The sequence below is a fragment of the Bradyrhizobium lablabi genome (genome assembly GCF_018131005.1).
Taxonomy (GTDB): domain Bacteria; phylum Pseudomonadota; class Alphaproteobacteria; order Rhizobiales; family Xanthobacteraceae; genus Bradyrhizobium; species Bradyrhizobium lablabi_D.
The window spans coordinates 41,480-60,230 of the sequence record NZ_JAFCJK010000011.1 but is presented as its reverse complement, the minus strand read 5'-3'; the positions used below and the strand labels follow the sequence as shown (position 1 = coordinate 60,230).

Genomic DNA, 18,751 nt, shown 5'->3' with positions numbered 1-18,751 from the left:
ACCGGTTCCGGCGCAGAAAGCGTGCCGGGAAGGACGCGATCGTGAACTTTTCGCGACCGGTTTTTCGCCGAAATGTCCGGCTGAAATGCTTGCGCCGTGAGCCCGTTCGGGCGCACTGTACCGCTAACGATTTTCATCCGTTCGCCTGGAGAAAAGCTGATATGACCGCTGCCAGACCAGCCTTGGGCTGTTCCTTGGGCCGTCGCCTCCGTTTGATGGGAGCCGCGATCTCGATCGTTGCGGCGAGCGTGCTGGGCTCGGCGCCGACGTTCGCGCGCGGTCCCGAAGGCATCGCCGACATCGCCGAGAAGGTGATCGACGCCGTCGTCAACATCTCGACATCGCAGACGGTGGAAGCCAAAGGTGGCGGCGCGATGCCGCAATTGCCGCCGGGCTCGCCATTCGAGGAGTTCTTCGACGACTTCTTCAAGAACCGCCGTGGACCCGGTGGCAGCAAGGGTGGCGACAAAGGTGGCGACAAGAGCGGCGAGTTCCAGCCGCGCAAGACCAACTCGCTCGGCTCGGGCTTCATCGTCGATACGTCCGGCATCGTCGTCACCAATAACCACGTCATTGCCGATGCCGACGAGATCAACGTCATTCTCAATGATGGCACAAAAGTCAGGGCCGAGTTGGTCGGCGTCGACAAGAAGACCGACCTTGCGGTGCTGAAATTCAAGCCGCCGAAGCCGCTTGTAGCGGTGAAGTTCGGGGACAGCGACAAGATCCGTCTCGGCGACTGGGTGGTTGCGATCGGCAACCCGTTCAGCCTTGGCGGCACGGTCACCGCGGGCATTGTCTCGGCCAAGAACCGCGACATCAGCCAGGGCCCGTATGACAGCTACATCCAGACCGACGCCGCCATCAACCGTGGCAATTCCGGCGGTCCGCTATTCAACCTCGATGGCGAGGTGATCGGCGTCAATACCTTGATCATCTCGCCGACCGGCGGCTCGATCGGGCTCGGCTTTGCCGTGCCGTCCAAGACGGTGGCAGGCGTCGTCGATCAGTTACAGAAGTTCGGCGAACTGCGCCGTGGCTGGCTCGGCGTGCGCATCCAGCAGGTGACCGATGAGATCGCCGAAAGCCTCAACATCAAGCCGCCGCGCGGCGCGCTGGTGGCCGGCGTCGACGACAAGGGGCCGGCCAAGCCCGCCGGCATCGAGCCCGGAGACGTCGTCGTGAAGTTCGACGGCAGGGACGTAAAGGACCCCAAGGATCTGTCGCGCGTCGTTGCCGACACCGCGGTCGGCAAGGAGGTCGAGGTCGTCGTCATTCGTAAAGGCGCGGAGGAGACGCGCAAGGTCACGCTCGGCCGCCTTGAGGACAATGACAAGGTTCAGCAGGTCAACGCCAAGCCAAAGGATGAGCCGGCCGAGAAACCGGTGACGCAGAAGGCGCTCGGCCTCGATCTGGCGTCGCTGAGCAAGGACCTGCGCACCAAGTACAAGATCAAGGACAGCGTGAAGGGCGTGATCGTCACCGGCGTCGACGGCGGCTCCGATGCCGCCGAGAAGCGGCTGTCGGCCGGCGACGTGATCGTCGAGGTGGCGCAGGAGGCCGTCGCCAGCGCCGCCGACATCAAGAAGCGCGTCGACCAGCTCAAGAAGGACGGCAAGAAGTCGGTGCTACTGCTTGTTTCCAATGGAGAAGGTGAGCTGCGTTTCGTGGCGCTGAGCGTCCAGTAGAAGAGTGATGCGTCGTCCCGGCGAAGGCCGAAACGGCGTCTCAAGTCACCCCTCCACGAACTCATCCCGCCGATAGCCCTGCGCATAGAGCAGCGCGGTCAGGTCGCTATGGTCGATCCGCGCCGCGGCGGCCGCCGCCACTGCGGGCTTGGCGTGATAGGCGACGCCGAGTCCGGCGGCCTCGATCATGCCGAGGTCATTGGCGCCGTCGCCTATGACCAGCGTATCGATATCGTCGAGGTCGAAGGATTCCATCAACTCGACCAACGTGGCGAGCTTGGTCGCCCGGCCGAGGATAGGCTCGACGACGTCGCCGGTCAGCTTGCCGTCCTCGATCCTCAGCTGGTTGGCGCGGTTCTCCTGGAAGCCGATCCTGGCCGCAACGACGTTGCTGAACAGCGCGAAGCCGCCGGAGATCAGACAGGTATAAGCGCCGTGGGCGCGCATGGTCATGACCAGCGCCCGGCCGCCCGGCGTCGGCGTGATGCGCTTCTCCAGCACCTCGTCGACCACGCTGACCGGCATGCCCTTGAGCAGGGCCACGCGCTCGCGCAGCGCCGACTCGAACTCGATCTCGCCGCGCATCGCGCGCTCGGTGATCGCGGCGACCTTCTGCTTCAGCCCAGCATAGTCGGCGAGCTCGTCGATGCACTCCTGGCCGATCATGGTGGAATCCATGTCGGCCAGAAAAAGCTTCTTGCGCCGGGCCGCCTGAGGCTGCACGACAACATCGATCGGCAGATCGCCGCGCGCCTGGCGCAGGCGGGTTTCGATCGTCTTGATTTCGTCGCGGCTTTCAAAGGGAATATCGACCGCCACCTCGTTGAACAGCCACCGCGCCGGGCCGGGCGAAGGCAGGGCGGCGCGTGCGCCGTCGACAATGGTAGAGTCGAGCGCTGGGCTGGCGGGATTGCAAATGAGCGTTGCGACGAGGGACATGCGGGCGAATTCGGGGTCGTTGGACAAGGCTGTGCTTATCGCAGGGCCGACCGCCAGCGGCAAGTCGGCCCTGGCGCTCGGGCTTGCGCAGCGAACCGGCGGGGTTGTGATCAACACCGACTCGATGCAGGTCTATCGCGATCTACGGATCATCACCGCGCGCCCGACCGAAAATGAGGAGGCTCTGGTTCCGCACCGCCTCTACGGTCATGTCGATGCGAGCGTGAATTTCTCGGCCGGCGCCTGGATCGCCGATGCCGCAAAGGCGCTCGCTGACGCGCGTACCCAAGGCCGCCAGCCGATCTTCATCGGCGGCTCCGGCCTCTACTTCAAGGCGCTCACGCGCGGACTGTCGGCCGTGCCGCCGATCCCTGCCGCGGTGCGCGAGGGCGTGCGCGCGCGGCTGGAGCAGGACGGCGTCGAGGCACTGCATGCCGAGCTCGCGCAGCGTGATCCGGTGTCGGCCGAGCGCCTGAAGCCGCGCGACCGCACCCGCATCGCGCGCGCGCTCGAAGTGGTGGAGGCCACCGGCCGTCCGTTGCCCGACTGGCATCGCGACGGCCTGCCGCCGCTGCTGCCGCCGGGCGAATTTTCCGCGCTGTTTCTCGCGCCGCAGCGAGATGAGCTCTACGCCCGGATCGACGCGCGGTTCGACGCGATGCTTGCCGCTGGCGCGCTGGAGGAGGTCGAGGCTCTGGCGGCCCGGAAGCTCGACCCGCTACTGCCTGCCATGAAGGCCCATGGCGTGCCGGCCCTGATGCGGCATCTGAAGGGCGAGATCAGCCGGGGGGAGGCCGCCGAGATCGGCCGGGCCGATACCCGTCACTACGCCAAGCGGCAGTTCACCTGGTTCCGCCACCAGCTGCCGGAATTCGCCTGGGTCGCGCCCGAGGCGGCGACGCCGTGGTTTGTGGGGTAACGAGCTAACCTGCCATGCGCTGTTGCAGGCGCAAAACCGCTCGCCGGGCGACGGAAACCCCGTTAAGCTACAAATATCGAGAAAATCGCTGCCTTGCCTTGACATTCGGGCTTTGGCCGTTATGTTTCGCGCAACCTTCGGGAAGTCTGAGCCGCCTCATGCGTAACATTATTACCAAACTCCTTATCGCCGTCGTACCCAGGCGCACCGCCGGGGATGGCTAGCGGCCATCCAAATTCAGGCGGTGTGCATGGGGCCTCTGGGGCCCTTTTTTATTTCCCGAACCAGAACTGCAAGAAACCAAGAGAAGCCGCGCAAAAACCAGCGCATTCGGAGCGAGCCATGACCGATAAGAGCCACGACCCAAATCAGATGACCGGCGCCGCGATGATCGTACGCGCGCTCATCGATCACGGCGTGCAGCACATTTTCGGGTATCCCGGCGGCGCGGTGCTTCCGATCTATGACGAGATCTTCCAGCAGAGCGAGGTCGAGCACATCCTGGTGCGCCACGAGCAGGGCGCCGGCCACGCCGCGGAGGGTTATGCGCGCTCGACCGGCAGGCCGGGCGTGGTGCTCGTGACGTCAGGTCCCGGCGCCACCAACATGGTGACACCCCTGACCGACGCGCTGATGGATTCGATCCCGCTCGTCTGCATCACCGGCCAGGTGCCGACGCATCTGATCGGCAATGATGCGTTCCAGGAATGCGACACGGTCGGCATCACGCGGCCCTCCACCAAGCACAACTGGCTGGTGCGTAACGTCAACGACCTTGCCAAGGTGCTGCACGAAGCCTTCTACGTCGCAACCACCGGCCGCCCGGGTCCCGTCGTGGTCGACGTTCCGAAGGACGTGCAGTTCGCGACGGGCGCATACCATCCGCCGCGCAAATCGGACGTTCACGTCTCCTACACGCCGCGCGTGAAGGGCGACGCCACGCTGATCCGCAAGGCGGCCGCGATGCTCGCATCTGCGAAGCGCCCGGTGATCTACACCGGCGGCGGCGTCATCAATTCCGGCCCGGAAGCGTCGAAGCTACTGCGCGAACTGGTGGAGGCGACGGGCTTTCCGATCACGTCGACCCTGATGGGATTGGGCGCCTATCCGGCCTCGGGCCCGAACTGGCTCGGCATGCTCGGCATGCACGGCACCTACGAAGCCAACATGACGATGCATGATTGCGACGTCATGCTGTGCGTCGGCGCGCGGTTCGACGACCGCATCACCGGCCGCACCGACGCGTTCTCGCCGGGCTCGAAAAAAATCCACATCGATATCGATCCATCTTCGATCAACAAGAACATCCGCGTCGACGTGCCGATCATCGGCGACGCCGGCAACGTGATCGGCGACCTCCTCCAGGTGTTCAAGGCGGAGGCGAAGAAGCCCGACATCAGGGCCTGGTGGCAGCAGATCGCGCAATGGCGCGCGCGCAACTCGCTGGCCTACAGGAAGAACAACGATGTCATCCTGCCGCAATACGCAATCCAGCGCCTGTTCGAGTTGACCCGCGGCAGGGACACCTACATCACGACCGAAGTCGGCCAGCACCAGATGTGGGCCGCGCAGTTCTTCGGCTTCGAGGAACCGCACCGCTGGATGACCTCCGGCGGTCTCGGTACGATGGGCTATGGCCTGCCGGCGGCGCTCGGCGTGCAGGTTGCGCACCCCGACAGCCTCGTGATCGACATCGCCGGCGACGCCTCGGTGCAGATGACGATCCAGGAGATGTCGACGGCAGTCCAGTTCGAACTGCCGATCAAGATCTTCATCCTGAATAACCAGTACATGGGCATGGTGCGGCAGTGGCAGCAGCTTCTGCACGGCAATCGCCTGTCGCATTCCTATTCGGAGGCGCTGCCTGACTTCGTCAAGCTCGCCGATGCCTACGGCTGCGTCGGCCTGCAGGCGACGAAGCCGTCCGATCTCGACGGCGCGATCAGGGAGATGATCTCGGTCAAGCGCCCGGTGCTGTTCGATTGCCGTGTCGCGGCGCTCGAAAACTGCTTCCCGATGATCCCCTCGGGCAAGGCGCACAACGAAATGCTGCTGCCGGAAGAGGCGACCAACGAGGCTACCGCAACCGCCTTCGCCGGCGGCAAGGCGCTGGTGTGAGGTGAGAGGGGCAGATGTTTGACCTCGAACAGCTCGAACGCGCCCACGAGATCGTGGGCCAGGCGGTGCCGCCGACGCCGGCGCATGCCTGGCCGCTGCTGGCCGAGCGGCTCGGCACCCGCGTTGTGGTCAAGCATGAAAACCACACGCCGACCGGCGCCTTCAAGGTGCGTGGTGGACTGGTTTATCTGGAGCGATTGAAGCGCGGGCGGCCGGATGTGCCAGGGATCATCTCGGCGACGCGCGGCAACCACGGCCAGAGCCTTGCCTTTGCTGCGAGCCGCCATGGCGTGCCCGCGGTGATCTACGTGCCGCGGGGCAATTCGGTCGAGAAGAACCGCGCGATGCGCGCATTCGGCGCCGAGCTGGTCGAGCATGGCGAGGATTTCCAGGCGGCGCGGGAAGAGGCGGAGCGGCGCGCACAGTTTGCGGGTCTCCACATGGTGCCGTCTTTCCATCCGGATCTCGTACTGGGCGTTGCGACCTACGCGCTCGAGCTCTTCAGGAGCGCGCCGGACCTCGACGTGCTCTACGTGCCGATCGGGCAGGGCTCGGGCATCTGCGGCTGCATCATGGCGCGTGACCTGCTCGGTCTGAAGACGGAGATCGTGGGTGTGCAGTCGACCGAGGCGCCGTCCTACGCGCTGTCGTTTGCCGCGCGTACCGTGGTGAACACCGACAGCAGCAGCACGTTGGCCGACGGCATGGCAACCCGCAACCCGGACGCGGAGGCCCTCGCGATCATTCTGAAGGGCGCCTCGCGCGTCGTCCAGGTCACCGACGACGAGATCGCCTCCGCGATCCGCGTGCTCTGGACCGACACGCACAATCTGGCCGAGGGTGCAGGCGCCGCGCCGCTCGCGGCCGCGCTGCAGGAAAAAGCAAGTCTCGCCGGCAAGCGCGTCGGCCTGATCCTGAGCGGCGGCAACATCGATTTCGATCTGTTCCGCCGTTGGGTCGGGACGGACGCACCATCCGCCCAACGGGCGGTGGCGTGACGATTAGAGGGGACGACAATGAACCAGCCCGCATCCGCCTACTTCCTGGAAGAGCGCCAGGATCCGACCGAGACGCATACGCTATCCGTGCTCGTGCAGAACGAGCCCGGCGTGCTCGCCCGTGTGATCGGGCTGTTCTCCGGCCGCGGCTACAACATCGATAGTCTCACGGTGTCGGAGACCGAGAGCCAGAAACATCTCTCGCGCATCACCATCGTTACCACGGGCACGCCGATGGTGATTCAGCAGATCAAGAACCAGCTCGACCGTATGATCCCGGTCTACCGCGTGGTCGACATGACGTTGACCGGCCGCTCGATCGAACGGGAGCTGGCGATGGTCAAGGTGAAGGGCGGCGGCGACAACCGCGTCGAGGCGCTCCGGCTGGCGGACGCGTTCCGGGCGCGGGTGATCGATGCTACGACCGAGAGCTTTGTGTTCGAGATCACGGGCAATTCTGCCAAGATCAATCAATTCATCGACCTGATGCGTCCGCTCGGCCTGGTCGAAGTCTCACGAACTGGGGTGGCCGCGATTGGGCGCGGGCCGGAAGGGATGTGAATCATGTTGGCGCGCGACTGGTACTATACGCAACGGCGGCAGGTCGGTCTCGATACCGCGGTCGCTTCGATCTATGACAATCACGACGACAGCGATCTCCGCGCCCGCCACGCGTTGACCATGCTGGGGGTCAAGCCGGGTTGGCGGGTCGCCGACATCGGCTGCGGCAACGGCGTGCTCGCGACCGAGGCGGCGCTGATGGGCGCCGAGGTCGACGCAATAGACATTTCGCCGGCAATGCTCGGGCTCGCCGACATCTACGCCCGCGACCGCAAGGCGCGCATCCGCACACAGCCGGCGGGCCTGCTCAGCTTCGCCTACCAGCCGAACTCCTATGACCTCATCGTCAGCGAATTCACGCTGCACCATCTGCCAGACTTCTGGAAGGCGGTGGCGATGTCGCGGATCTTCAACGCGCTGAAGCCGGGTGCGAACTTCTATCTGCGCGACATGGTGTTCGTCAGCATGCCCGACGGCGTCGAGCGCGACGTCGAGGGCTGGGCCGACTTCTCGATCAAGAATCACGATTTCGAGCGCGAAAGCGTGATGACCCACATGCGTGACGAATACTCCACTTTCGGCTGGGTGATGGAGCGCATGCTGACCGAGGTCGGCTTCACGCTGGTCTCGGCCGATTATCACGCCCCGCTTCACGGCACCTATCTCCTGCGCAAGCCGAAGGGCTAGAACAACAAGACAGCGCGATCCGCGGCGACTGATGTCGACAGGATCATGCTCAGCAAGAACCGAGCCGGAAACGAAGAGCCACGCCAACGAAGAGCCAGGACAATGAAGCCGGCCGACGTCTGCATCGCGGTCATGGTCGCAGCGATCTGGGGACTTGCGTTCGTTGCGAGCCGGCTCGCGCTCGACGAACTGCCGCCCGAATTGATGACCGCCTTGCGTTTCGCCATTGCGGCCCTGCCGTGCCTGATTCTGCGCAAGCCGAGACAGGTGTCCTGGCCGCTGCTGATCGCCATCAGCTTCACGCTGTTTCTGGGCCAGTTCCTGGCGCAGTCGATTGCAATTGCGCATGGCGTGCCGGTTGGCCTTACCAGCGTGATCGTGCAGAGCCAGGCTCTGTTCACCATCGGTCTTGCCGCGCTCCTGTTCGGCGAATTGCCTTCGCGAATGCAGTCGGCCGGCATCGCTATTGCCGCGATCGGACTTCTGATGATCTGCGGCACGGTGGGCTATGACTTCAGCATCACGGCCTTTGCCATCCTGATGATCTCGCCGGTCTCGTTCGCGATCGGGAACCTGCTGCTGCGGCCGGCGCAAGGTGCGCCGATGTTCGATCTGTTCGCGTGGCTTTGCCTTTGCTCAGCGGTCCCGTTGCTCGTTCTGTCGCTGCTCACCCTTGGAGCGAAGCCGGTGTGGCAGTCGCTGTCGCAGATGTCGCCGACCGGCATCGTCTCCATGCTGTTCGTCGGCGCCGTCTCGACCAGCATCGCCTACTGGCTGTGGGGACGGCTGTTGCGGGACTATCCGGCGGCGCAGGTGGTGCCGTTTGCGCTGCTGGTGCCGTTCGTCGGCTCAGCGGCGTCGAGCATCGTGTTCGGCGAGAGGTTCGGGTCGCTGCGCCTCGCCGGCATGATCACCGTCATTGGCGGCATTGCCGTGATGCTGTTGTCGAAGCGGCCGAAAACCATGCCGAAGGTCGGGTGAGGGCACATGTCGCATTCATTGATGCTGGCTTTCGTCGTGTTCGCCGTGGTGATGTTCTTCACGCCTGGTCCGAACAACATCATGCTGCTGTCGTCGGGCCTGACCTACGGCTTCCGCCGCACCGTCCCTCATATCGCCGGCATCACGGTTGGCTTTGCCTTCATGATCGGCGCGGTCGGCGTCGGGCTCGGCACTGTCTTCATCGCCTATCCGGTGCTGCAGACCATCCTCAAATATGCGGGCGTGGCCTATCTGGTCTATCTCGCTGCCGCGATCGCGATGGCGGAGCCGCCGAACGCCGACCGGAAGGAAACAACTCCCGGCCGCGGCCCCATGACCTTCTGGGGCGCCGCCATGTTCCAGTGGATCAACGCCAAGGGCTGGGTGATGGTGATCGGCACCATCACCGCCTATGCGGCGATTGCAGCCTTCCCCTGGAACATCGCGATCCAGATCAGTTTGAGCCTGATCCTGGGCACCTTGTCCTGCACCGCATGGGCATTGTTCGGCACCGCGCTGCGGCCGATCCTGACCTCGCCGCGGGCGATCAAGGCGTTCAACGTGGTGATGGCGATCCTGCTTCTGGCCTCGCTCTACCCGGTCTTCATGGACGCATGATGCCGCACTGCGCCATGCGAGATGAGGGTTTCCCCTGAGGCGGAAAATGCTCTAGACAACGCCGGAAATTTGCGGGCGCCCGGCGGCTTTGTCCGCACTGAATGCCTGATCCATCGGCCGATTTGGCCCCCATTGAAACGAGGAACCACGATGAGAGTTTACTACGATCGCGATGCTGACCTGAACCTGATCAAGGGCAAGAAGGTCGCCATCGTCGGCTATGGCAGCCAGGGTCATGCTCATGCGCTCAATCTGAAGGACTCGGGCGTCAAGGAGGTCGCGATTGCGCTGCGCAAGGGCTCGGCCTCGGCCAAGAAGGCAGAGGCCGCCGGCTTCAAGGTGCTCGAGGTCGCCGAGGCCGCCAAATGGGCCGACCTCGTCATGATGCTGACCCCGGACGAACTGCAGGGCGACATCTATCGCGAGCACCTTCACGACAACATGAAGAAGGGCGCGGCACTGGTGTTCGCGCACGGCCTCAACGTGCACTTCAACCTGCTCGATCCGCGCGCCGACCTCGACGTGCTGATGATCGCACCGAAGGGCCCCGGCCACACCGTGCGTTCGGAGTATCAGCGCGGCGGCGGCGTGCCCTGCCTGATCGCGATCGCCAAGGACGTCTCGGGCAACGCACATGACCTCGGCTTGAGCTACGCCTCGGCGATCGGCGGCGGCCGCGCCGGCATCATCGAGACCACGTTCAAGGAAGAATGCGAGACCGATCTGTTCGGCGAACAGGTGGTGCTCTGCGGCGGCCTGGTCGAGCTGATCAAGGGCGGCTACGAAACGCTGGTCGAGGCCGGCTACGCACCCGAGATGGCTTATTTCGAGTGCCTGCACGAGGTGAAGTTGATCGTCGATCTGATCTATGAAGGCGGCATCGCCAACATGAACTACTCGATCTCCAACACCGCCGAATACGGTGAGTACGTCACCGGCCCGCGCATCGTCACCGACGAAACCAAGAAGGAGATGAAGCGCGTGCTCAACGACATCCAGTCCGGCAAGTTCGCTCGCGACTGGATGCTGGAGAACAAGGTCAACCAGACCTCGTTCAAGGCGACGCGCGCCAAGCTCGCCCAGCATCCGATCGAGGAGGTCGGCGCCAAGCTCCGCGACATGATGCCCTGGATCAAGAAGGGCGCGCTGGTCGACAAGAGCAAGAACTAAGACTGGACTCGTAGGTGGGCAATGCGCCAGCGTGCCCACCGTTGCGAGCATGGTGTTTTATGGCGGGCAGCGGCGCCGCGACGCGTTGCCCCCCATTTCGTCTGCGACGGTGCGAAACGCCGGATCGGCTATTCGACCGCCGTCGGCTGCTTCTCGATCCGGTTGTGCAGCTGCCAGAACCGCAGGGTGCGCTGCGCCGTCTGCAGCGAGAGCCGGCGGTAATCCCGTTGCGCGACCTCCAGCGTCGCCTCGTCGAGCGGGTGCGGCAGTGGCCGCTTGCGCAGGATGGTCTCGACCGTAGGCCAGTTGAGCCGCGCGGAGCGGCAGGGGATCAGGATCAGGTCGGAGCGGTGACCGAGCATCAGCCGCTCGATGACGGCGATCGGCATGTCGTTGAGGACAGCGAGCGCAACCGTGACCTCGTCGAACTTGTTGGCTTCGGCGAACTTGAAGACCGCCGCATCGTCGAGCTCGTTCAGTTGCTTCATCAGCTTGACGAGTTCTTCGGCGACGCCGTAGTTGCGGCGCGGGGCGCCGTTGCCCTCGCTGGCGATGTCGTTGAGCACCTTCTGTATCTCCTCGCGCACGGCCGGCGGCGCGATCGCGAGCAGGCGGGCGCGCACCGCGTCCTTGGCTCGGCGCAGCAGCTCGCGCAAGAGCTTGACCGGAAGATCGATCCGCAGTCCGAGGATTTCGACCAGTTCATCGTCGCCCTCGGCGCGGGCGACGATGTTGGAATACCCTTCGTCGGAGAAGCGCGCGCTCGCGTTCTTGGCAAGTCGGCGGACCACCTTGTCCTGGCCGCGATCGATGATCACATCGGTGACGGATTCGGGCAGATTGTCTCTCGCTGCGATCGCGAACAGATGGTCCTGTCCCTTGGTGCTGGCAATCTCGACCAGGGCTTCGGCGCTGAGCCGGCTCGAATGGGTCAACACATCGCCGGCGACCGAGATGTCATCGTCCCAGGCGAGATATTGGATCACCTCGAACGGAGCATAGTCGAGCGGCGCAAGGCGCTTGCTGAGCTCGGCGCGGGCCCGCGACTCGACGCGCGCGATCAGGAGGCAAAGCACGTCGTCGAAGACCTTGACCTGTTCCTCGCTGAGGCGGTCGCCGTCGTTCAGGAACAGGTCGGTCACCCGCCGCAGCGTCTGCACGCGCTTCGCGGCGGATCCTTCGCGGACAGCATCTTCGAGCTCGGCAATGATGGAATACGCCGGCTGTTGCACCATGAGGGGCAGCCTGTTGTTTGTTGAATGACACCCACGCGCAGGATGCAGCGCCCGCCTTACGCCTGCGTTAAGCCGCAAGCCCGTAGAATGACGGGTGCAGCGCATCCTTAACGGGAAGCCACCAATCATGGTTACCGGGACCCCATGCACGCCAATGCAATTGGCCCCAATGCGCGACGATTTGTGCCTTCGAGGCGTTCGGCCGATCTCGGAGGCGCCCAAAGAAGCGGCAGCGACAACAAAATCGATCCGCCAACCCATGCCCTCTTGCCGCAGGAGCCGGTAATTCATTGCGCGTTCATGACGATTCGATTACGTTTTTGTGACACGTCGCGGGCTCCGGCTGTGCCGTGCGCCTCCTGGCCGTTGCCAGCCAAGGCCCCCGTATTGCGCCGGGTTGTATTGCGTCTCACCCATGGCGCCCGCGCCAAATCAGAATTCCTCGGTCACCGCGCTGAGCGGCGGCCTGGGCGCCATTGGCCTCTGGCGGTTGATGGCGGTCGCAGCGCCGCATCTCGGCGCGCTGATCCTGATGCTGCGGACCGAGACTGATTTCGGATCGCGAACCTGCTTCCTGCTCACCTGGGGGATTCTCAACTTTCTCTTCGTCGCGCTGCTGCGGCGGCCGGCGCTGTCGGGCGCGCTGTCGCTGACGCTGGTCATGGTGCTGGTGCTGCTGTCGCGATTCAAGCACGACGTCGTGCAGATGACGGCGAACTTCGTCGACCTGATGGTGATCGACCGCGACACCGCGACCTTCCTGCTCACGATCTTCCCCGACTTGCGCTGGTCGATCATCGGCGCCGGCCTCGTCACACTGCCCCTGATGTATGCGCTGTGGTGGCTGGATCCGTTCCGCATTCGCCGCCTGCCGGCCGCCGCGGCCTGCCTTGCCTGCGCAGCGGCGCTTTCGGCCTACGCCTTCACCTGGCCGGACGAGGCCTGGCGCGGCTATTATGACGACGGCTACCTGTCGAAATTCGCGCGCTCCGGCATCGTCGCGCTCTCCGACTTCGTCAACCACGGCTTCATGGAATCGGATGCAACGGGCAACGAGCGGCTGAAGCTGCCGCTGGTCGATGCCTGCCATCCTGCCGGCCGGCGGCCGAACATTATCATGATCCACGACGAGTCCAGCTTCGACATTCGCCAGGCCCGTGGTGTGAAGGTGCCGCCGGGCTACGGCAGCCAGTTCAAGTCCTATGACGGGGTGGAGCGGATCTTCCTCGCCGAGAGCAATGGCGGACCGAGCTGGTTCACCGAGTACAACGTGCTGGCCGGCCTGTCGTCGCGCTCGTTCGGCCGTTTCGCCTATTTCGTCACCCGCATCGCCTCGGGCCGCGTCGAACGCGGCTTGCCGCTCGCGCTGCGCCGCTGCGGTTATACGACGCTGTCGCTCTATCCGGCGTTCGGCGCCTTCATGAGCGCGCGCAGCTTCCAGGCCACCACCGGCATCCAGCACTTCTATGACGCGCATGATCTGCACGCCAAGGATGTGGAGCCTGACGACTTCTTCTACGGCAAGGCGCTGCGCCTGATGGCGGAGCACAACACGCCTGTCTCGCCGCTGTTCACCTTCGTCTATCTCGCCGCCAACCATTTCCCGTGGGAGACGAAATTCCGGCCGGACCTGCTGCCGTCCTGGAAGAGGCCGGGCAACGCGTCGTCGATCGACGAGTATCTGCGCCGGCAGACGATGAGCGCCAACGACTATGCCGGCTTTGTAGCGGCGCTCAAGAAAAGGTTTCCGGCGCAGCCGTTCCTGATCGTGCGGTACGGTGATCATCAGCCGGAATTCTCGCCGCAACTGCTCGACCCCGAGCTCGACGAGGCCGGCATAGGCAAGCGGCTGATGGACTACGACCCGCGCTATTACGCGACGTATTACGCGATCGACGCCATCAATTTCGAGCCGGTGAAGAGTCCCACGGTCATGCAGACGATCGACGCGGCCTATCTGCCGCTGGTGATCCAGGAGGCCGCGGGCATCCCGCTCGATCCGTCATTCGAGGAGCAAAAGGCCATCATGCTGCGCTGCAACGGCCTGTTCTATGCTTGCAGGGATGGCGCCGAAGCCCGCCGCTTCAATCGTCTCTTGATCGATGCCGGGATGATCAAGGGGCTGTAAGCCGGGGATTGCTTCATCGGCCTCCCTGGTCGCAATGATCGCGACGTATCCTACTTTCCTCCGACCTTGTCCCACAGCCAGCGCGCCACCGCGTCCGGGGACGATGACGCATCGTTGCCCGACGCGCGCAGATTCGCCTCGCGCATCGCCGCGATGTCGATCTTGCCGGCGAGCGGTTGCAACGCGGCCTTCAACTTCTGGTCGTCCTTGCGTTTTGGCGACAACAGCAACACCGCATCATAGGGAGGAATGGCGTGCTTGTTGTCCTGAAGCATCACCAGGTCGTATTTCGCAATCAGTCCGTCGCTGGTGTAGCCGGCGATGACGTCGACCTCACCGGAGGCGACCGCAGCATACATGAAATCCGGCTGCATCTGCCGCTGCGAGCGGAACGACAGGCCGTAGGTCTTCTGGATCCCAGCCCATTCCGGCCGCGAGAAGATTTCGTAGTCGCCGGCGATCGACATGTTCGGCGCCCGGGCGGCGAGATCGGAGATCGAGCGGATGCCGAGCTCGTCGGCGCGCTTGCGCGTCATGACCAGCGCATAGGCGTTCTCGAAGCCGAGTTCGCCGAACAGCGTGATGTCCTGCTTCGCAAGTGTGGCCTTCAGATCGGCCAGCAGTTCGGTGCGGGGCTTGTTGTCGGTGTGGTGGAACTGGTTGATCCAAAGCGTACCGGAATAGTCGACGTAGACATCGATATCGCCGGCGACAAGCGCGTCGAAGATCACGTTTGAGCCGAGCCCGGCGCGGATCGTCGCGGACAATCCCGCCGCCTGCAGCCGCTGCGCGATCAGCGACGACAGCACATATTGCTCGGTAAAGGTCTTGGCGCCGACGGCATAGCTCGATTGCGAGCGCGCGGACGGCACGAGCGTGGCCGCGATCAGCGCGGCGAGGCCGAGCCCGCCGAGCGCGGCGCGGACGCGGCTGCGGTTGCGCAGGCCGTTCTCGATCAGCGCCAGCAACTGGTCGACGGTGAGCGCGAGCACGGCGGCGGCGATGCACCCGAACAGCACGAACACCCAGTTCTGGGTCTGCAACCCCGCAAAGATGTAGTTGCCGAGGCTGGTCTGGCCGATCGGAGTCGACAGCGTCGCGGTGCCGATCACCCACACCGCGGCAGTGCGGATGCCCGCCATCATCACAGGCAGCGCCAGCGGCAGCTCGACGGTGAAGAGCGATTGCCGCGGCGTCATGCCGACGCCCTGCGCCGCCTCCACGATCGCGGCATCGACGCCCAGCAGCCCGGTGATGGTATTGCGCAGCACCGGCAGCATCGAATAGAGCGCGAGCGCCAGCACCGCAGGCAGAAAGCCGAAGGCGGAAAAGCCGACGCCGAACCAGCTCAGCGTCAACGCGGCGAGTGCCAGCAAGAGCGGATAGAACAGCGCGAGCAGCGCGAGGCCCGGCACCGTCTGCACGATGCTCGCAAGGCCAAGCAGCGTCCCCCGCAACAGCGGCTTGTCGCGGGCAACGATCGCAAGCGGCAGGCTGACTGCAAGCCCGAGGGCCAGCGCGGCGACGCTCACACGCACGTGGTTGCCGAGGTAATCCGGCAGATGCGTGAGCGCCTCGGTCCAGCGCGGATCGTTGAAGAGGCTCATGCCGCGCCGTCCCGTGGCAGCAGCGCGCCGAGCCGCTCCGCCTGCCGCCGCGGCGTGCGCAGGAGCTCGCCGACGTAAGCATCGGCGCTGGTTGAAAGCTCGGCCGGCGTGCCCTCAGCGAGCAGCCTGCCGGAGCGCATCACCGCGACGCGATCGGCGAGCAGGATTGCCTCCGTCATGTCATGAGTGATCATGACGGTGGTGAGGCCGAGCTCGCGGTGCAGGGCGCGGTAGTCTTCGCCGAGCGCGTCGCGGGTGAGGGGATCGAGCGCGCCGAACGGCTCGTCCATCAGCACGATGCGCGGCCTCGCGGCAAGTGCGCGCGCCACGCCGACGCGCTGGCGCTGTCCGCCGGAGAGTTCGTGCGGCAGGCGCTCGCGATATTGCGCGCGGTCGAGCCGCACGAGGTCGAGCAAGTCATCGACCCGTTTGGCGATCTCCGCCTGCGGCCAGCCCAAAAGGCTCGGCGTGATGCCGATATTGGCGGCAACGGAAAGGTGCGGAAACAGCCCGCCGCTCTGAAAGACGTAACCGATGCGTCGGCGGAGCAGGATCGGATCGATGCGGCTGACATCTTCGCCCTCGACCGCGATGCGGCCGCGGTCGGCTTCGATCAGGCGGTTGGCGAGTCTGAGCAGCGTGGTCTTGCCCGAGCCCGACCCGCCGACGACAGCCACAAATTCGCCCTCGGCCACTTCGAGCGAGACATCGTCGACCGCCACCACGCGGCCGCCGTCAAAACTCTTGCCGACATGCACATAGGCGATCAGCGGCGTTACTGGCATCGCGGAGCAACCTCAAGCCTCACCATCATGAACGACAGTGATAGCCCATAAATGGGACCTTGACTCGAGCCGAAAGGCGCGTTCGCCGCCTCGGTTCTCGGGCTGTTCCGTGTCAGATAATCACGAAGCCGCGACCCTGCACCGGTCGGGCAGCGAACGGGTCACACCTGGTTCTTGGGCACGTATTTGCCCACGACGCATTTGTAGCGCTGCAGTTTCCAGGCGTGATATGGCCCCTTGGCGAGCCAGTCGGCGATACCGATTTGCCCGTTCACCGCGCAGGCGTTCATGGTAATGCCGGATTGATCGCTGGTGGTGACGACCTTCTCCATGCAGAGCTGGGCGTTGCAGAGGATGGCGACAAGAGTAACGAGCATGACGGCCTTTGCTGGTAGGGGATACCCGGTCTGACACGACTCACTCATGCAGGGTTCGTGCCATCATCACCGCCATCGGCGTCGCGGTGAGCAATCCCGGAAAAATACGGCCGGCCGAGGAGGCCGCGGCGTGCGGCGCGTAGCCGCCCGGCGACAGATGCGCTATAGTTTTCACAACGACGTAAGATTGAGGGCGGGCGAGGAGCGTTGCACGGGCCGGGGCAGCAGCGATGATGACGTTACCTGAGTTGGCAGCAAATGCCTTGGAGAAGTTTCTCGCGGCGCATGTGGATCGCACGTTCGGGGCTGAGCAGGCGCGCTTTGGGGAACTCCTCCCGGCCGCCGCGCGTATCGCGCTGGAATGCATCGGCAACAGCGATGCGCTCTACCACAACGTCGAGCATACGATGCTCGTCACGCTGGCGGGGCACGACCTCATCCGCGGCCGCGCGCTGCATACCCATGTCACCGCCGAGGACTACACGCATACGATCATCGCCTGCCTGACCCATGACATCGGTTACGTGCGCGGCCTCTTGAGGGGCGACGGTCCGGATGGCTACGTCATCGACGCGACCGGCAAGAAGGTGGCATTGCCGCGCGGCTCGTCGGACGCTGGCCTGATGCCCTACCATGTCGATCGGTCGAAGCTCTACGTTATGGACCGGCTGGCGAAGGTGCTCCCGCTCGACCGCGAGCGGGTCGCGCGCAACATCGAGGGCACGCGCTTCCCCGCGAATGAAGGTCAGGAATATGATGATGAGGCGGCGATCGTCCGTGCGGCGGATTTCATCGGCCAACTCGGCGATCCCAACTACATCAGGAAGGCCAATGCTCTCTATCACGAGTTCGAGGAGGTCGGGATCAATCGCCAGCTCGGCTATGATTCGCCGGCCGATATCGTCGACCGTTATCCCCAGTTCTACTGGAACATGGTGGCGCCACACATCCAGAGCGCGATCGGCTACCTCAACATGACGGCGAGCGGTCGACAGTGGATTGCGAACCTCTACAGCAATGTGTTTCGCGCCGAGCGCGAAGTCACGCTGTCCGGACCGCAGATCTGAGGAGATCCACGCAATCCACGTGCTGTGGGGCGGAGCCTTCACCCCTGCGTCAATTGTTGCGCAGTCGATCGAAATCGGCGACCTTGGGCCATGCGCCCGCCCATCGATCGCGTCACCAGTCGATCCCGCACGCTCGCATCCTGCGCCGCACGGCTGCTCGCAATCGCGTTCGGCTGCTGGCCCCTGTCCGCCGCTGCCGAGCCGGTCTACGACGTCGACCTTTATGCACTGATGTCCGGTACCTGCAGCCACCTCAACATCGCCGGACGCAGCTATACGTGCAGGGCGGTCGCCTACTTCCACAACCAGCGCGGCCGTTCGGAGTTCACCGTCGTGCTCAACGACCCCGCCGACACCAGCCACATCGTCTCGTTCTCCGGCGAGAACGCCGAGCGGGTCGGGGACAATCTCTTCGAACTCTCGGTCGACCGCATGCTGCTCAAATCCCGAGACCGCCCGAGGGTCGACGGCCTGCCGGTGCCGCTGGTGGAGATGTCGACCGGCTCGTGCCGCCAGGTCGGAAGCTTTGTGACGCGGCAGATATCGAGCATATCCTGCGGCGCAACCGATCTGCTCGGCAGGCGATACGAACTGAACTTCGAGTCGGACGGTTCGCCGATGACGTTGCGTCGCTTGCGGCAGACCTCGCTGCCGAGCGAGAACCGCAAGGCCCGTCTGATGGCGCAACTGGAGTGCCGCCTCAAGGCGCGTGCGGCGCGAATCCTGCCGCGCGACACGCCGGCCTTCGTCATCCGCTGTTTGGGCGAAGACGATGACAAGCCCGCGGCCGACCGCCAATAGCGCCACCTGATCGCGATCCAACCAGCAAAGAGGACCCGGTGAAGCGCCGGACCCACCACCGGCGTTATTAAC

The 18,751-nt window shown here is 64.5% G+C and carries 17 protein-coding genes; 12 read left to right on the top strand and 5 right to left on the bottom strand.

The features are described from left to right. Positions 1-161: 161 nt before the first annotated feature. Positions 162-1,688 (top strand): Do family serine endopeptidase, encoded by a 1,527-nt coding sequence (locus tag JQ553_RS28015; protein ID WP_212503278.1) that lies wholly within the window; start codon positions 162-164, stop codon positions 1,686-1,688. Positions 1,689-1,733: 45 nt separating this feature from the next. On the opposite strand, the gene serB is transcribed toward JQ553_RS28015, so the two are convergent. Further along, positions 1,734-2,627, bottom strand: a complete 894-nt coding sequence (gene serB, locus JQ553_RS28010) for a phosphoserine phosphatase SerB (protein WP_212503277.1) — start codon at positions 2,625-2,627, stop codon at positions 1,734-1,736. Here serB and miaA point away from each other — a divergent pair. The 8 genes from miaA (at position 2,626) to ilvC (ending at position 10,679) form a co-directional block, all read left to right on the top strand. Then, entirely contained in the window at positions 2,626-3,546 is a 921-nt protein-coding gene (gene miaA, locus JQ553_RS28005; RefSeq protein ID WP_212503276.1) for a tRNA (adenosine(37)-N6)-dimethylallyltransferase MiaA, read from the top strand. The genes serB and miaA overlap by 2 nt on opposite strands. Positions 3,547-3,888: 342 nt before the next feature. Beyond that, positions 3,889-5,664, top strand: a complete 1,776-nt coding sequence (locus tag JQ553_RS28000; RefSeq protein WP_212503275.1) for an acetolactate synthase 3 large subunit — start codon at positions 3,889-3,891, stop codon at positions 5,662-5,664. Between the two features lie 14 nt (positions 5,665-5,678). Next, a complete protein-coding gene (locus tag JQ553_RS27995) occupies positions 5,679-6,662 on the top strand; it encodes a threonine dehydratase (protein ID WP_212503274.1) in 984 nt (327 codons plus the stop codon). An 18-nt stretch (positions 6,663-6,680) separates the two neighbouring features. Next, positions 6,681-7,223 carry an acetolactate synthase small subunit gene (ilvN, locus tag JQ553_RS27990; protein ID WP_212503273.1) on the top strand — a complete coding sequence of 181 codons (543 nt, stop codon included), beginning with the start codon at positions 6,681-6,683 and terminating at the stop codon, positions 7,221-7,223. A 3-nt stretch (positions 7,224-7,226) separates the two neighbouring features. Continuing rightward, positions 7,227-7,910, top strand: a complete 684-nt coding sequence (locus JQ553_RS27985; protein WP_212503272.1) for a class I SAM-dependent methyltransferase — start codon at positions 7,227-7,229, stop codon at positions 7,908-7,910. A 102-nt stretch (positions 7,911-8,012) separates the two neighbouring features. Next, positions 8,013-8,891: an EamA family transporter gene (locus tag JQ553_RS27980; protein ID WP_212503271.1), complete on the top strand. Its 879-nt coding sequence runs from the start codon at positions 8,013-8,015 to the stop codon at positions 8,889-8,891. Between the two features lie 6 nt (positions 8,892-8,897). Continuing rightward, positions 8,898-9,509, top strand: coding sequence for a LysE family translocator (locus JQ553_RS27975; RefSeq protein ID WP_212503270.1), 612 nt, complete (start codon positions 8,898-8,900; stop codon positions 9,507-9,509). A 150-nt stretch (positions 9,510-9,659) separates the two neighbouring features. After that, positions 9,660-10,679, top strand: a complete 1,020-nt coding sequence (gene ilvC / locus JQ553_RS27970; protein WP_212503269.1) for a ketol-acid reductoisomerase — start codon at positions 9,660-9,662, stop codon at positions 10,677-10,679. Positions 10,680-10,807: 128 nt separating this feature from the next. Here ilvC and JQ553_RS27965 read toward each other — a convergent pair whose 3' ends face one another. Further along, entirely contained in the window at positions 10,808-11,914 is a 1,107-nt protein-coding gene (locus tag JQ553_RS27965) for a DUF2336 domain-containing protein (protein WP_212503268.1), read from the bottom strand. Between the two features lie 415 nt (positions 11,915-12,329). Between JQ553_RS27965 and JQ553_RS27960 the strand changes: the two genes are divergently transcribed. Next, the gene (locus JQ553_RS27960) at positions 12,330-14,042 is read left to right on the top strand and encodes a sulfatase-like hydrolase/transferase (RefSeq protein ID WP_212503267.1); all 1,713 of its coding nucleotides are present in this window, start codon (positions 12,330-12,332) and stop codon (positions 14,040-14,042) included. Positions 14,043-14,092: 50 nt separating this feature from the next. On the opposite strand, the gene JQ553_RS27955 is transcribed toward JQ553_RS27960, so the two are convergent. From JQ553_RS27955 to JQ553_RS27945, 3 genes are all read right to left on the bottom strand, one after another. Beyond that, positions 14,093-15,649, bottom strand: a complete 1,557-nt coding sequence (locus JQ553_RS27955) for an ABC transporter permease/substrate-binding protein (protein WP_212503266.1) — start codon at positions 15,647-15,649, stop codon at positions 14,093-14,095. After that, a complete protein-coding gene (locus JQ553_RS27950) occupies positions 15,646-16,434 on the bottom strand; it encodes an ATP-binding cassette domain-containing protein (protein WP_212503265.1) in 789 nt (262 codons plus the stop codon). The genes JQ553_RS27955 and JQ553_RS27950 overlap by 4 nt, the downstream gene beginning before the upstream one ends. 161 nt (positions 16,435-16,595) lie before the next feature. Further along, the gene (locus JQ553_RS27945; protein ID WP_212503264.1) at positions 16,596-16,811 is read right to left on the bottom strand and encodes a hypothetical protein; all 216 of its coding nucleotides are present in this window, start codon (positions 16,809-16,811) and stop codon (positions 16,596-16,598) included. Positions 16,812-17,041: 230 nt separating this feature from the next. Here JQ553_RS27945 and JQ553_RS27940 point away from each other — a divergent pair, with 230 nt between their 5' ends. Both JQ553_RS27940 and JQ553_RS27935 read left to right on the top strand, forming a co-directional pair. Continuing rightward, on the top strand, positions 17,042-17,878 hold the full coding sequence (locus tag JQ553_RS27940; RefSeq protein WP_212503263.1) for a metal-dependent phosphohydrolase: 837 nt from the start codon (positions 17,042-17,044) through the stop codon (positions 17,876-17,878). A 90-nt stretch (positions 17,879-17,968) separates the two neighbouring features. Continuing rightward, positions 17,969-18,679, top strand: a complete 711-nt coding sequence (locus JQ553_RS27935; protein ID WP_249144630.1) for a hypothetical protein — start codon at positions 17,969-17,971, stop codon at positions 18,677-18,679. Positions 18,680-18,751: the final 72 nt, after the last annotated feature.